This window comes from Tabrizicola sp. (genome assembly GCF_034366665.1).
Lineage (GTDB): Bacteria > Pseudomonadota > Alphaproteobacteria > Rhodobacterales > Rhodobacteraceae > Tabrizicola.
In genome coordinates this window covers 1-14,439 of sequence record NZ_JAXMMF010000057.1, presented here as the reverse complement: position 1 = coordinate 14,439, position 14,439 = coordinate 1, and the positions used below count along the sequence as shown (strand labels likewise).

General features: G+C 66.5%; 11 protein-coding genes. 2 read left to right on the top strand and 9 right to left on the bottom strand.

Annotated elements, in window-relative coordinates; genetic code table 11:
- Window positions 1-104: 104 nt before the first annotated feature.
- From U1E69_RS07650 to U1E69_RS07610, 9 genes are all read right to left on the bottom strand, one after another.
- Entirely contained in the window at window positions 105-1,202 is a 1,098-nt protein-coding gene (locus U1E69_RS07650; RefSeq protein WP_322243762.1) for a LysM peptidoglycan-binding domain-containing protein, read from the bottom strand.
- A gap of 268 nt (window positions 1,203-1,470) precedes the next feature.
- Complete coding sequence (locus tag U1E69_RS07645; RefSeq protein ID WP_322243761.1) at window positions 1,471-2,622, bottom strand: transporter substrate-binding domain-containing protein; 1,152 nt, start codon at window positions 2,620-2,622, stop codon at window positions 1,471-1,473.
- Window positions 2,623-2,750: 128 nt separating this feature from the next.
- Window positions 2,751-2,900 (bottom strand): hypothetical protein, encoded by a 150-nt coding sequence (locus tag U1E69_RS07640; protein ID WP_322243760.1) that lies wholly within the window; start codon window positions 2,898-2,900, stop codon window positions 2,751-2,753.
- Between the two features lie 32 nt (window positions 2,901-2,932).
- Window positions 2,933-5,188: a protein kinase domain-containing protein gene (locus U1E69_RS07635; protein WP_322243759.1), complete on the bottom strand. Its 2,256-nt coding sequence runs from the start codon at window positions 5,186-5,188 to the stop codon at window positions 2,933-2,935.
- 317 nt (window positions 5,189-5,505) lie between these two features.
- On the bottom strand, window positions 5,506-6,783 hold the full coding sequence (locus U1E69_RS07630; RefSeq protein ID WP_322243758.1) for an amidohydrolase family protein: 1,278 nt from the start codon (window positions 6,781-6,783) through the stop codon (window positions 5,506-5,508).
- Window positions 6,783-7,730: an ABC transporter permease gene (locus U1E69_RS07625; RefSeq protein WP_322243757.1), complete on the bottom strand. Its 948-nt coding sequence runs from the start codon at window positions 7,728-7,730 to the stop codon at window positions 6,783-6,785. The genes U1E69_RS07630 and U1E69_RS07625 overlap by 1 nt, the downstream gene beginning before the upstream one ends.
- Window positions 7,727-8,770 carry an ABC transporter permease gene (locus U1E69_RS07620; protein WP_322243756.1) on the bottom strand — a complete coding sequence of 348 codons (1,044 nt, stop codon included), beginning with the start codon at window positions 8,768-8,770 and terminating at the stop codon, window positions 7,727-7,729. Before U1E69_RS07620 ends, U1E69_RS07625 begins: the two co-directional genes overlap by 4 nt.
- Entirely contained in the window at window positions 8,760-10,295 is a 1,536-nt protein-coding gene (locus tag U1E69_RS07615) for an ABC transporter ATP-binding protein (protein ID WP_322243755.1), read from the bottom strand. Before U1E69_RS07615 ends, U1E69_RS07620 begins: the two co-directional genes overlap by 11 nt.
- A complete protein-coding gene (locus tag U1E69_RS07610; protein ID WP_322243754.1) occupies window positions 10,292-11,305 on the bottom strand; it encodes a BMP family protein in 1,014 nt (337 codons plus the stop codon). Before U1E69_RS07610 ends, U1E69_RS07615 begins: the two co-directional genes overlap by 4 nt.
- Window positions 11,306-11,563: 258 nt before the next feature.
- Here U1E69_RS07610 and U1E69_RS07605 point away from each other — a divergent pair, with 258 nt between their 5' ends.
- The gene (locus tag U1E69_RS07605) at window positions 11,564-12,325 is read left to right on the top strand and encodes an inositol monophosphatase family protein (protein ID WP_322243753.1); all 762 of its coding nucleotides are present in this window, start codon (window positions 11,564-11,566) and stop codon (window positions 12,323-12,325) included.
- Window positions 12,326-12,426: 101 nt separating this feature from the next.
- Entirely contained in the window at window positions 12,427-14,400 is a 1,974-nt protein-coding gene (locus U1E69_RS07600) for an aminotransferase class V-fold PLP-dependent enzyme (protein ID WP_322243752.1), read from the top strand.
- Window positions 14,401-14,439: the final 39 nt, after the last annotated feature.

Below are 14,439 nucleotides of genomic sequence, written 5' to 3'. Positions count from 1 at the left end.
CATAGCATACGGAACGGATGTTCCAAGCCTTGAATGACTGCACAAGCGAAAGCCCCGCGCCGGGGGCGGCGCGGGGCTTTCTGCAAGCGATGCGTCAGTGGGGGTTACTGCTGCTTCAGCTTGTTATGCTCGTCCAGGCCCGTGGCCACGATGTCGTACCATTCGCCGGATTCCCGCATCTCGGTGATGCCGCGGTTCAGCATGGCGATGTAGACCCGGCCGCGCGGATTGCTCTTCGAGGTCAGGAAGTGGTACGAGATGAAGGTCGCCAGCGCCGGATTGGTCGCGACTTTGTCGGTCACCCCCAGCTCGGTGAAGTTCGCGACCGAGGTCTCGGTCTCGATCGAGTAAATGTCGACCTCACCCTTCATCAGAAGGTCGGCGCAATCGAGCGGGTTCTTCGGCTGGACGAACTCGACCACGGGCGGCACGAGGCCCTGGACTTCCAGGTCGCCCAGCGGCCAGGCTTCGGGCCGGCAGATGCGCGCGCCGGAATATTCTTCGAAGGACCGGGCGTTGGCATATTTGCTGTCGGGCAGGGTGTTGAAGGTATAGGCCGCTTCGTAGATCGGCAGCGAGAAGTCGAACTCGGTACACATCCGGGCCGAGAATTCGCCCAGCATGTCCAGCTTCGAGCAGTCCGGCGCCTCCCAGGCGATCGAGACGTCGAAGGCGCCCGACGGCAGCAGGACATCGATGTGCGACATCCAGTCGTCGACATAGGACACCTCGTAGCCGCGGTCGTTGCCGCCGCGCTGCATGGCGGTGGTGGCCATCCGGGTGAAGATCCCGCCGCCGGTCAGCGATTCATCGGTGAACGGCATCCAGTTGTTCGAGGTGACGAACTTCAGCGGCGGCTCGTAGACGTTCGACCGCACGCGATTGGCTTCCTGCTCTTGCGTCTCGGTCTCGATGACGCTGCTGAGTTCCTGATCGGGGGAAAGGCGGCCATCCTCGCAAGGCAGGATCAGCTGCAAACCGGCGGGCAGGTTGGCCGGGTTCGCCGCCAGGGCGTCGCGGTTGGCGTTGAAGATCATCTGGTAGTCGAAGGTGCCATAGGCGGTCTGGGCGATGGAGCCCAATGTGTCGCCATCCTTGACAGTGTAGGTGGTGCAAGCTTCCTGGGCCGAGGCGATGACGGGCAATGCGATCATGGTCGCCGTCAGGACGGTCAGCCTCTGTACGTGCTTTGCGGTTCTCATGGGGCGAGTATCCTTCTGAAGGCCATATACGCTGCAAGAAACCAGCAGATACCGAAACAATACCAAAGGTCTCGCACCATATGGTTGTAGTGATGGCACGAATGTGGCGAAGCCGTGGTCAATGAATTTCCGGGCCGGCGACGCCGCCAGATCCCGGGACAGCACCGCCGAACCGGCTGCAAAGCGGTTGAGGCACCTGGAAATCACGGCACGGAATGCGCCCGGCAGCGCAGAGGGTCGCTGCGGCTTTGTTGCCAGCATGGAAACCCTACTCCTGCGGGCGATCATGCTGGGCAAGGGACGTCGAGACGATCTCGTACCATTCGCCGGACTGGTACATCTCGATCAGGCCGGTATCGAGCTGTCCGATCATGTCCACCGCGCGGGCGTTCGACTTGTGGGCGATCACATGCAGGCTGAGCAGCGTCGCCAGGTGCGGGTTCTGCTCGACCCGGGCGGTCAGCCCCAGCCGGGCCGCGGCCGCATCGCCCACTTCGGCGTCGATCGAGACAAGGTCAACCTCGCCCGCCGCCAGCGCCTTGAAGCAGTCAGCGGCCAGCGGCAGACGGACCAGCGTCACGGTCGAGGCGGTCAGCCCGGTCGCGTCCAGCACGCCCGTGGTATATCCCTCGGGGCGGCAGATCCGCTTGCCTTCGTAGTCGGCATAGCTGGTGACGGCCCCAAGACCGCTGTCGCGCAGGGCGAAAAAGCCATCGACGATCTCGTAGAACGGGCCAGAGAAGACAAAGTCGGCGCAGCGCGTCTGGTCGCCGGGCGAAAGCGTTTCGGGCGCTTCGCAATCGGGGCGGATCCAGGGAAAGCTCAGATCATAGGCACCCGAGGGCAGCAGCGCATCGATATGGGCCTGCCAGTCGTTGATGAAGGTCAGCGTGTAGGGGATGTTCGGATCGGCGCGGAACACCGCCATCTCGGCCAGCTGCGTCATCATCCCGCCGCCGGGCAACGTCTCGTCGGCAAAGGGAGCGTAGCCGTTGCCGGTGACGAACGAGATCGGCTTGGCGGCAGGTGCCGGGTCGGGCGTGGCGGCGACGGGGGTGATCTCGGCCTCGGGCGTCGCGGAGGCTGCGGAGGCTGCGGAGGCTGCGGGGGTGGCGGTGGCTGGCTCGGCCACGGCTGACTCGGCGGCGGACGCCAAGGGAGCCGTCGGATCGTTGGGATCGCAGGGGATGACCAGCTTGGTGCCGATCTCGATCAGGTCCGCCTTTTCGCCGATGGTGGAGACATTCGCCTGGTAGATCACGCGGTAAAGGTCCGCGTCACCATAGGCCGCCCGGGCAATGAAGCGAAGGTTGTCCCCGGTGTTGACCGTGTAGGTCGAGCAGGCTTCCTGCGCCAGAGCGGCCGCGCTGGTCAGCAGGACCGCCGTGCAGCCGAAGGTGAAGGTCCGCGCAAATGCCATCTCTCTCTCTCTGCTCCTTTGGCCGGTCAGTGCGGATGGGCGGGGTGCCGCCCGGGCACAGGGACCGGGGTCGATTTCTGTTCAGCTTCATTCACCGGTCCCAGGTCGGGCCCCCGGGGCAGGAAAGGTCAGTCCGTGGTGTCCGGCTTTTGGTCGGGCGGCTTTGCCGGGCCGGACCGCCTGGCCGCCTGCGACAGCGCGGCGATCAGGGGATCAAGCGGCCTGACGGCAGCCGCATGCGGTGTCACGATCTGCCCGGAGAGATGCGGCGCCGGCACGACTGGGTCCTGCAGAGCGGCCCGCGACCCCATCACTGGCCCCCGTCCTGGGCCAGCTGCATCGTCGCCGAGGCGACCTTGCCGTCGCGGATGATCGAGAATTCGGTCGCCGTCACGCCTTGGTCAACCAGCGCGCCAAGGATCTTTTCCAGCGACGTCGCCTCATCCAGCGGTGTCGTGGTGGTCTTGTCGCGGAAGATCGTGTCACCAGGTTTCAGCGTATTCGTCTCGGGCCGGGCCACGGCGGTGACCTCGGTCGTCCAGGCGCCATCCACCACCGAGGTGCGCGCGCTGACGCCGTTTGCCAGGGTCACGATCCGGACGGCGTCGACGGTCAGAAGGTCAATCTTGCGCTGCAGGTCGGACCCGGCGTATTCGACCACGACACGGGCCTTGCCATCGGGGTCGACCTGCATGGCGTTCAGGATGGCCGTGGTCAGGACTTTGGCGGTGGGCGTGGGCTTGCCGTTGACCGAATAGATCAGCAGGCCCTGCTGCAACCAGGCGCCGGCCGAAGCGCGGTCCAGGCCCGGCGAGAGCCGCTGGACGATGGTCAGGGGCTGCCCGCCGATCACGCGGTCATCCGCGGTGAAGGGCAGCTCGACATCCCAGACCGCGAACGCGACCTGAGCCGCGGCGGGGGTCGGTCCGGCGGCGTCGGCAGGTGCGGCCTGGGTCTCTGCGGCGGCGACCGGCTCGGCCGCAGGCGAGGCGCTGGCCTCGACCACCGGCTCGACAGGATCGGCTGCGGGATCGGCTGCGCTTGCGGTTTCGCTTGCAGGTACCGTCGGCTCGGCAGCTTCCACGACCTCGGTCGCCGTCGTTTCCGGGGGTGTTGCGGCGGGCGTTTCGGAGGGCGTTTCGGGCGCGGCTGCGGGGGCAGAGTCGGATTCGGCCAGATCGGCGGGTTGCGCCTCGGCGGCAGGCTCGCTTGTGACCGTGGCAGTGGCGGTCTCTGCCGAAACGGGTTCAGAGTCAGTGGCCGCTGGCCCAGACGTACCGGGGGCGACCAGCGCGGCTGCAGTTGTCTCGGGCAGGGCAGGCTTGGGGGTGGCAGCTTCGGGCGTCTGGGCCGATCCCGCAGCCGCCGCCGTGTCGCCTTTGGGAGCGTCGGACTTGCCCAACATCACATAGCCGCCTGCGACGACGACAAGCGCCACCGCGATACCGGCCACCAGTTGCACCGGGCTGCGCCCGCGCGCGGCCGGGGAGTGGGCTGTGGAGGGGGCTGGGGCCGCTTCCACGGGCCGCGACATCGCCTTGGCGGGCAAGGCTGCATCCTCGACCTCACCGCTTTGGAATTCGCGGACCAGCTGTTGCACCGCATCATCGACCGAGGCGGCAGCACCCGGCGCACCGGGCACCTTGTGATACATCGCCAACCAGTTCGCCGCCGTCTGCACCCGCTGCTTCGGCAGTGCGCTCATCGCGCTGTCGATCGCTTCCAGATAGCCCGCCGGATAGCCCGCAAAGCGGCCGGTCAGCGGAATGTAGGGGTCGGGCCGTTCCTCGGCCAGCGCCGCAAGCCGCGCCTGTCCGTTCACCGGAGCCTCGCCCGAGATCAGGTGATATATCGTGGCACCCAGCGCATAAAGGTCGCTCCACGGGCCCTGCTCGGACCCCGCGATGTAGAATTCCTGCGGCGAGTAGCCGTCCTTGACCACGCGCAGCGCCGACATGGCGCGGGTGGTCTTGGACGCATGTTCCCGCGCCGCGCCAAAGTCGATCAGGATCGGCTCACCGGCCTTGTTGATCAGCACGTTGTCCGGCGAGATATCGCGGTGCAGCATGTCGTTGTCATGGATGAACCCGACCGCCGCCAGCAGCTTGTCGGTGATCCGCACGATATGGTCCGGCTGCAGCATCTCGCCTTCGCCGTCGATGATCTGCTGCAGGTCCAGCCCGTCGATGAAGTCGATCGCCATGTAGGCGGTGCCATTGTCCTCGAAGACCTGGTGGACGGCGACGATGTTCGGATGGACGATCTTCGCCAGGTTCCGCGCCTCACGCACGAAAAGCTGCACGATGGACCGCAGTTCCGCACTGTGCGCCCGCGATCGGGCGGCGACGACGACTTTCGACCGCCGGCAGACCGAAGAAGGGAAGCATTCCTTGATCACGACATCGCGGTCCAGGCTGTCCTTGGCCAGATAGGTGATGCCAAAGCCGCCCGAGTTCAGGTAGCGCGTGATCGTGTACTGGCCCTTGAGAAGCTTTGCGCCGGGCTGCAGTTCGTCGATGAGGTCGTCCGCCTCTTCCACGGGATCGGCCACCTTCTGCTGCGCCATGTCGTTCACCTTTCCCAAACTGGTGCGACGTCAATTCGGCTTTTGCCAACGCCTGTCAGCACGCTCGGGCGGCCGGTCCTGCGGGGCAGGGGGCATCGTCCACACAAGCGCACCAATCGTCTGGTTCCGTGATGGTTGTGGAACGGGGCGAAAATGGGGCGATCAAGAGGAGATTTGAAGGATGGCCTGCCACAACCCCTGCGGGAGGGGGCTTCCTGCCCGCCGCCACAGCGCCTCCGCCCGATCCTGCGGCACATTGGAAAATCCCGGTCGAAATGGCGGGATTGGCGCTGGTGGCGCGACGATTCGGGCAGAGGTCAGGCTTTTGGCGGCAGCCTGCGGCGGACACTGTCGGGGCGGCCTGCCAGGGCAAGCCGTGCATCATTGCGCTGGCGCCGGGCCACGACCTTGCCTTTCGACACAACCGCAAGGCGGTCCGGCCGCAGGCGCAGCGCCTCGATCGGGTTGCCCGCGTCCAGCACGACCAGGCTGGCAAGGCAACCGGGGCGCAGACCATAGTCCGACAGCCCCAGGATCTGGGCATTGGTTTCCGTGACCATCGTGAAACAGCGTGTCATTTCCGCAGGATGCGTCATCTGGGCGACATGCAGACCCATGAAGGCCACATCCAGCATGTCGGCCGTCCCCAGCGAATACCAAGGGTCCAGGACACAGTCCTGCCCCCAGCCCACCGGGATGCCCAGGGCCTGCATCTCCTTGACGCGCGTCAGGCCGCGCCGCTTGGGGTAGGTGTCGTGGCGGCCCTGAAGCGTGATGTTTATCAGGGGGTTGGGGATGGCGGTCATGCCGCTTTCGGCGATCAGCGGCAGCAGTTTCGAGACATAGTAGTTGTCCATCGAATGCATGCTGGTCAGGTGACTGCCCGCCGCGCGCCCGCCGAGACCGTGCCGCGTCACCTCGCGCGCCATTGTTTCCACATGGCGACTAAGCGGATCGTCGGTCTCGTCGCAATGGACGTCCCACATCAACCCGCGCTCGGCGGCCATGCGGGCCAGATCACGCAGGGACTCGGCGCCTTCCTCCATCGTGCGTTCGAAATGCGGGATGCCGCCGACGACGTCGACGCCCATGTCCAGCGCCCGCAGCACATTCTGGCGGCCCGTCTTGGTCCGGTAAAGCCCGTCCTGCGGGAAGGCCACCAGCTGCAGGTCCAGGTAGGGTGCCACCCGCCGCTTGACCTCCAGCATCGCCTCGACGGTACGCAGGTGGTCGGGCGTGGTGTCGACATGGGTGCGGATTGCCAGAAGCCCCATGCTGACCGCCCAGTCGCAATAGGTCACCGCGCGGTCGACCATTTCCTCGACCGTCGCAAGATCACGCAGTTCGCCCCAAAGGCTGATCCCTTCCAGCAGCGTGCCGCTCGCGTTCACGCGTGGCAGGCCGTAGCTGAGCGTTGCGTCCATGTGGAAATGCGGGTCGACGAAGGGGGGCGAGACAAGGTCCCCGGTCGCGTCAATGACGCGGGCAGCCCCGGTCTCCAGCCTGCCGAGGGCGGCAATCCGGTCGCCGGTGATGCCGATATCGGCCACCGTTCCGTCAGGCAGCGTGCCGCCCTTGACCAGAAGATCGAACATCAGCGTTCCCCCTTGTTGTAGGGCACCATCAGCGCCGCTGGCACCTCGGCCCGGCGCGACATCAGGATAAGGGCCAGGATCGACAACAGGAAGGGCAGGGCAAGGAACAGCTGATAGGGCAGGACCGCCCCCAGTTCCGTCTGCTGCAACCGGATCTGCAACGCGTCGAAGGCGGCAAACAGGATCGCGCCCAGGACGGCCTTGCCCGGCCTCCAGGCCCCGAAAACGACCAGCGCCACACAGATCCAGCCACGCCCGTTCACCATCTCGAAGAAGAAGCTGGAGAAGGCCGACAGCGTCAGGAACGCGCCCCCTACGGCCATCAGCCCTGATCCCACGATCACCGCGCCCATCCGCAGGCCCGTGACCGACATCCCCTGCGCCTCGACCGCCGCCGGGTTTTCGCCCACCGCGCGGACCGCCAGGCCCAGAGGCGTGCGATACAGTGTCCAGGCCACCAGACCCACAACGGCAAAGGCCGCCCAGGTCAGCGCGGTTTGCTGGAAGATCGCCTCGCCCAGCCAGGGCAGGTCGCTCAGGACCGGGATATCCAGCGGCTGGAAAGGGTCGATCTTGGGCGGGCTGGTGACCTCGGGCAGCATCAGTCGATAGGCGAACGAGGCCGATGCGGTGGCGAAGAGGGTCACCCCAAGCCCCACGACGTGCTGCGACAGCCCGAAGGGCACCGTCAGCGTGGAATGGAGAAGCCCGAACAGCATCCCCGCCGCCATCGCCACCGCGACCCCGCCCCACAAGGGCATCCCCTGATAGACCGCCATCCAGCCGGTGAAGGCGCCGATGACCATGATCCCCTCGATCCCCAGGTTCAGCACCCCGGCGCGTTCGCAGATGAGTTCCCCCATCGTCGCCAGGATCAAGGGCGAGGCGATGCGGATCACCGCGGCCCAGAAGCTGGCCGACAGCAGGATATCGACGATCTCGTTCATCCCCGCACCACCCGCACCTTGGTCAGAAGGATCGCCAGCACCATGAACAGAAGGGCGGTCGCCAGAAGCATGTCGGCGATGTAGGTCGGCACCCCCGCCGCCCGGCTCATCGCGTCGGACCCGACGAAGATGCCCGCCACGAAGATCGCCGTGACGACGACTCCCAAAGGATGCAAAAGCGCCAGCATCGCCACGATGATGCCCGTGTAGCCGAAGCCGGGCGACAGGTCCGACGACAGGTGGCCCTTCAGCCCCGCCACCTCGGACCACCCCGCCAGCGCGGCCAGCCCCCCGGACAAGAGCGCGGTCTTCACAAGCACCGAATTCACCGGCATCCCGGCAAAGCGCGCGGCCTCGCGGTTCTGGCCGACGGCCCGGATTTCGAAGCCCAGCGTCGTCCGGGTCTGGATCACCCAGACGATGACCGCGGCGATGATCGCCAGGGCAAAGCCCCAGTGGAGCCGCAAGCCTTCGACGATGCGGGGCAGGCGGGCCTCGGGGGTCAGGGGGGTGGATTTCGGCCAACCCATGCCCATCGGGTCTTTCATCGGGCCTTCCAGAAGGTAGCTGACGAACAGCAGCATGATGAAGTTCAGAAGGAGCGTGGTGACCACCTCGTCTACCCCGAGCCGCGTTTTCAGAAGCACCGGCCCCAGCAGCAGCGCCGCCCCTGCCAGCATTGCGGCCAAAGCCGAGACGGGCAGGACCAGCGGGCTTGCCAAGGCCCCCGTCCCCAGCACCACGGCCATGATGGCCCCGGCATAAAGCTGCGCTTCGGCCCCGATGTTCCACAGCTTTGCCCGGAAGGCGACGGCGACGGCCAGCCCGGTGAAGATCAGCGGCGTGGCGCGGTTCAGCGTCTCGAGGATCGCAAGCTTTGATCCCAGCGCGCCCGTGGCAATCTGGCCCAGCACGGCGAACGGGTTCGCCCCGGCGACCAGTGCCAGCAACATCGCCACGCCCAAGGTCGCGACCAGCGCCAGCGCGGGCAGGCCCAGACGGCGCGCGGGCGAGGGGTTGGCAATGGGTTCAAGCCGCATCCGCGTCCTCGAACTTCTGGCCGGCCATCCAGAGGCCAAGGTCCGCTGCCGTCATCGTCCCCCGTGCAAAGCCGGGCGAGAGGCGACCTTGAGACATCACATGAATGACGTCCGACAAGCCCATGATTTCGTCAAGGTCCTCGGAAATCAGCAGCACCGCCGCCCCCCGATCGCGCGCCGCGATCAGCTGGCTTTGCACATAGGCAATCGCGCCCACGTCCAAACCCCGCACGGGTTGGTTCGCAAGTATGATCTGGGGGCCAGAAGCCATCGCCCGCCCCAGGATCAGCTTCTGCATGTTGCCCCCGGACAGAAGCCGGATGCGCGTGTCGGGCCCCGGGCAGCGCACGTCGTAGCCCTTGATGATGCCTTCTGCAAAGGTCCGCGCCGCGCGCCAGTTCATCCAGCCGCGCCTGGAAAACCGCGTTCGATAGCCCTCCAGCACGGCATTCTCGGTCAGGCTGAAATCGGCGATACTGCCCTGATGGTGCCGGTCCTCGGGGATGCGCGCCACCCCTTGCGCCAGCGCCTCGCCCGGCGACCAGCGGGCGACGGCCGTGTCCTTCAGGATGACCCGCCCCGCGACCGGCAAAGCCAGCCCGCCGACAATCTCGGCCAGCGCGGCTTGTCCGTTGCCGGATACGCCCGCAAGTCCAGTGATCTGCCCCGCCCGCAAGTCCAGCGTGACCGATTTCAGACCCGGCATCGCGCCCCGGTCCGGCGTGCCGACCGCATCCAGCCGCATCAGCACCGCGCCCGGAGCCCGTGCCTCGGCCCGGGGCAGCGAGAGTTCCCCCCCGACCATCAGCGCCGCAAGCGCGCCCTTGTCGGTCGTATGCGTGTCGACTTCGCCCACCACGCGGCCGTGCCGCAGGACGACGCAACGGTCGGCGATGGCCATCACCTCGTGCAGCTTGTGGCTGATGAAGATCACCGACAGCCCCAGCGCCGTGGCCTTTCGCAAGGTGGCGAACAGCGCCTCGGCTTCCTGTGGGGTCAGCACCGCCGTCGGCTCGTCCAGGATCAGGATGCGGGCGTCACGGTAAAGCGCCTTCAGGATCTCGACCCGCTGCCGTTCGCCCACGGACAGGCGGCCCACCTTGGCATCGGGATGCACCGCAAGCCCGAAGTCGCGCGACAGCCGTTCGACCTTTTCCCGCGCTCCGGTATGAGAGCGGGACCAAAGCGCCTCAGTCCCGAGGCGGATGTTGTCCAGCACCGTCAGGTTGCCCGCAAGGGTGAAATGCTGGTGAACCATGCCGACACCAGCGGCCAAGGCCGCGCGCGGATTGCCGGGGGGAAGTGGCGTTCCGAAGACCTCGACCGACCCGTCATCGGCCACGTAGTGACCGAAGAGGATGTTCATCAGCGTGGTCTTGCCCGCGCCGTTTTCCCCAAGCAGGGCCACGACTTCGCCGCGCCGCAGGGTCAGCGACACCGCGTCGTTCGCCGTCAGCGCCCCGAAGCGCTTGGTGATGCCATCGAGGCGGAGAACAACCTCCGCCTCGGCCTTCCCGAGGGTCACGACGACGCGGGCTCGGTGTCGTCGATGGTTACGGTAAAGCTGCCGTCCATGATCGCTGCCTGCTTTTCGGCCACCAGCGCCATGACCTCGGCTGGAACCTTGCCCTCGAAGGTGCCCAACGGGGCCAGCGAGCAGCCGCCGACGTTCATGTAGGAGTAGATGCCGTAGTTGTCGGCCTTGAAGGTGCCGACCTGGATCGCCGCGACGGCTGCGTTCAGCGTGGGTTCAAAGTGCCACAGCGCCGAAGTGACCACGGTTTCGGGATAGTCCGCCTGCGTGTCGATCACGTTGCCGATGGCCAGCACACCCCGTTCCTTCGCGGCATCGCTGACCCCGAAGCGTTCGGCGTAAAGCAGATCCGCGCCGCCATCGATCATCGCAAAGGCGGTTTCCTTGGCCTTGGGCGGGTCAAACCAGGACCCGATGAAGCTGACCTGGAACTTGGCCTCCGGCTTCACCTCGCGCACGCCGGCCATGAAGGCATGCATCAGCCGGTTGACCTCGGGGATCGGGAAGCCGCCGACCATGCCGATATTGCCCTGGGTCATGCCGCCCGCGACGATGCCGGACAGATAGGCTGCGTCCTGGATGTAGTTGTCGAAGACCGCAAGGTTCGGGTTCGCCGCCGCATCGGGCATGAAGCTGGAGCCCATCAGGAAGGCCACGTCCGGGTATTCGGCGCAGACCTCGCGCGCCTCGGCTTCGGCCCCGAAGATCTCGCCCACGATCAGCTTGACGCCCGCCTCGCAGTATTCGCGCATCACGCGGGGATAGTCGGTGTTCGCGACGTTCTCGGTGTAGGTGTAGTCCACCGTTCCGGCGGCCTTCAGCGCTTCGGCGGCGATGTGGATGCGGCTGACCCACTGCTGTTCGACCGGCACCGTGTAGATGCCCGCCATCTTGATCGGCTCTTGCGCCCAGGCCGCGCGCGGCAGGTTCGCCGCAACCAGTGCCGCAGCCCCGCCCAGAAGCAGCCCGCGCCGCGATACCGTGAAGGTTCCCGTGGTCATTCCTTGTCCTATCCCGTTGGTGATGGTGATTTTTACCAAGAGGTAAAACTCATTCCCGATTCGGCACAAGCAGTACCCGCCCCGGCAAGGCCATCGGGTCGGTCAGATGCACAAGCTTTCGGCAGTCCGGATCGCGACCCACCCTCCTCGTTCGACTTCGTCTCCTCGTCGGTGCATCCCGCGAGGAGTGACGAAGTCAATCGACGAGCTCACCGACGGGGATTTGCAGCCGCCGCAAGCCACGGATAGGCTTGGGCGATGCTCGACACTCTCTCTGCCATTCTTGCCGAGGCCGGAGCCCAAGCCCTGGGTTTCTTCGACAGCCTCGATCAGCGCGCCGTGCAGGCGAAGGCCCCCGGCGACCTTGTCTCGGACGCCGACCGTGCGGTCGAGACGACGCTCCGCAAGCTTCTGGCGCAGCATTTCCCAGGCGACGGCATCCTTGGAGAGGAGCTGGGCGGAACCGCCACGGGCCGCTTTTGGGCAGTCGATCCCATCGACGGGACCGCGAACTTTCTGTCGGGACTGCCGTTCTGGACGATATCGCTGGGGCTGATGGACGAGGGCCAGCCGGTCGCAGGCGGCATCCTTGCCCCGGCGCTGCGCCTGATGGCCGTGGGCACGGCGACCGGCCCGCTGGTGGAGACCGGCCTTGCCCCCGGCTCACGCGCGACGGATCCGCCCTGCATCGGCATCGGCCGCAATCCGCGCTGGCCCGCCGCCGACCGCCACGTCGTCGAGGCTGCCATCGAGGCTGCAGATTTCGCCCCCCGCCTCTTCGGGTCCTGCGCGCTGTCGCTGATGCTGGTCGCCACGGGCAGGCTGAAGGGCTATGTCGAGCCGCGTGTCGGCGGGCTTTGGGACTGTGCGGGGGGGGTGGCGCTGTGCCGGGCCGCCGGGCTGCGGACGGCGTTCACGGTCCATCCCGACGGCACGGTCGATGTCCTTGCGGGCGAGGTTTTCGAGCTGATGTCCAAGGTCGACTGGGCATCGAGGATGATCAGCCGTCCGTCGCGCTGACCCTTGTACCCTTGCGATTGTTCAAGCTTGAAACAACTTGAGGCAGGGTGGGAATTCCCCTATCGTGCCTCTGCCCCAGCGGCGGGAAGGGACGGGATCACTTGGTCAGCAACAGCACGACGGGGGGATATTTCCTCTATCATTCCATCGGCATCTATCCCGGCAAGGAAGAGGACATGGCCCGCGCAATGGCCGAGTTTTCGGAAGTCTGGGCTGCCCCGAACGACAAGCAGTGGGGCTATGTCCTGCGCAAGCGGCAGGATTTCATCGACCGCTGGCGTCGCCTGATCAACGTGCCGAAGGGCAGCCTGACCACGGTCGACAACGTGACCGAGGGGCTGCAGAAGATCCTTCGCGCGTTGCCCGAGGGGATGCTGAAGGGCAAGCGCGTGCTGGTCGCCGCCGATTGCTTCCCATCGCTGCATTTCCTGCTTGCGGGTCTGGCGCCGAAGCTGGGGTTCACCCTGACCACGGTGCCCCTCAGCGAAGGCCGCGCCTGGGTGGAAACGCAGGATTACCTGGCCCACTGGGGTCCGGATGTGGGCCTTGCCCTTTTGACCTGGGTCACCTCAATCGGCTCGTCCAAGATGGACTACCCGGCCCTTGTCGCCCACGGCCGTGCGATGGGCAGCCTGATGGTTGCCGACATCACGCAAGGTGCGGGCCTCATGCCCTTTGACGCGACGAACCCGCGCGTCGATTTCGTCGTCTCGACCAGCCTGAAGTGGCTGTGCGGGACGCCGGGCGCGGGCATCCTCTATGCCGACAAGGACCTGATCCCGACCCTGACGCCCGAAGGCCGGGGCTGGTTCAGCCAGAACAACCCCTTCTCCTGGGATCTTGACCGTTTTGAATACGCCCCCGATGTCCGCCGCTTTGACACCGGTACGCCTGGCTCGGTGGCGGCCATTGCGTCCCTTCCGGCGATGGAGTGGTTTGCCAAGCAGGACCTCCGCGACGTCGCCGCCCACAACCGCCGCCTTGTCGACCGGGTGATCCAGCGCGCAGACCGGCTGAACCTGGCCCTGCATTCCCCCCGCGATCCCGACAGGCGGGGCGGGGCCGTGATGATCCGGATGCCCGACAAGGCCGAGGCTGCGGCCTGCGTCGGTGCGCTGGGGGTCGAGGGCTATTCGGTCGACGCCCGCGGCCCGATCCTGCGCATGTCCCCCGGCTTCGTGACCGAAGAGCGCGCGGTGGACGCCGTCTTTGACATGGTGGAAGAGGTGCTGACCCGCCGCCGCCGCCGCTTTGCAGGGCAGGGCGAGGCCGACGCCGGCGCGGGCGAGGTGCTGGGTGCGCTGGCCTCGGGTCTTGCCGGGGGCGGGGTCAGGGTCGTCGACCTGACCGCGCAACTTGGCCCCGAGACGCCGATCCTGCGCCTGCCCGAGGACCTGGCCCGCAACACCCCCAAGGTCGCCATCCACCGGATCAGCGAATACGACAAGGACGGACCGTTCTGGGCCTGGAACTGGCTGGAGCTTGGCGAACACTCCGGCACGCATTTCGACGCGCCGCACCATTGGCTGTCGGGCAAGGACCATGCCGACGGCTTTACCGATACCCTGTCCGTCCAGCGCCTGATCGCGCCCGCCAACGTCATCGACTGTTCCGCCGAGGCCGCTGCCGACCCCGATTTCCTGCTGACCGCCGCCCATGTGAAGGCTTGGGAAGCACAGCATGGGGCTATCGGTCCAGGCGAATGGGTCCTGATGCGCACCGACTGGGACCAGCGATCCCACGACGAAGCGCTGTTTCTGAACGAAGACCCCGATCCTTATGAAGACGGCGCGCATTCGCCCGGGCCCTCGACCGATTGCATCGACTACCTTCTGGGCAAGGGGATCGTCGGCTGGGGCACCCAGTGCATCGGCACCGATGCCGGGATGGCCGGCAAGTTCAGCCCGCCTTTCCCGGCGCACAACTTCCTGCACCGGGACAACTGCTTTGGCCTCGCCAGCCTGTGCAACCTGGACCAGTTGCCACCCAGGGGGGCAATCCTGATTGCCACGCCGCTGAAGATCAAGGCCGGGACCGGCTCACCAATCCGGGCGCTGGCGCTGGTTCCCGGCTAAACCTCGTCGTGGGGGGGGGGGGGGGGGGGGGGGGGGGGG

Excerpts from the sequence above, each read along its gene's own strand:
- U1E69_RS07650 (WP_322243762.1), bottom strand. The coding sequence starts at position 1,202 with ATGAGAACCGCAAAGCACGTACAGAGGCTGACCGTCCTGACGGCGACC.
- U1E69_RS07645 (WP_322243761.1), bottom strand. The coding sequence starts at position 2,622 with ATGGCATTTGCGCGGACCTTCACCTTCGGCTGCACGGCGGTCCTGCTG.
- U1E69_RS07635 (WP_322243759.1), bottom strand. The coding sequence starts at position 5,188 with ATGGCGCAGCAGAAGGTGGCCGATCCCGTGGAAGAGGCGGACGACCTC.
- U1E69_RS07630 (WP_322243758.1), bottom strand. The coding sequence starts at position 6,783 with ATGTTCGATCTTCTGGTCAAGGGCGGCACGCTGCCTGACGGAACGGTG.
- U1E69_RS07625 (WP_322243757.1), bottom strand. The coding sequence starts at position 7,730 with ATGAACGAGATCGTCGATATCCTGCTGTCGGCCAGCTTCTGGGCCGCG.
- U1E69_RS07620 (WP_322243756.1), bottom strand. The coding sequence starts at position 8,770 with ATGCGGCTTGAACCCATTGCCAACCCCTCGCCCGCGCGCCGTCTGGGC.
- U1E69_RS07610 (WP_322243754.1), bottom strand. The coding sequence starts at position 11,305 with ATGACCACGGGAACCTTCACGGTATCGCGGCGCGGGCTGCTTCTGGGC.
- U1E69_RS07605 (WP_322243753.1), top strand. The coding sequence starts at position 11,564 with ATGCTCGACACTCTCTCTGCCATTCTTGCCGAGGCCGGAGCCCAAGCC.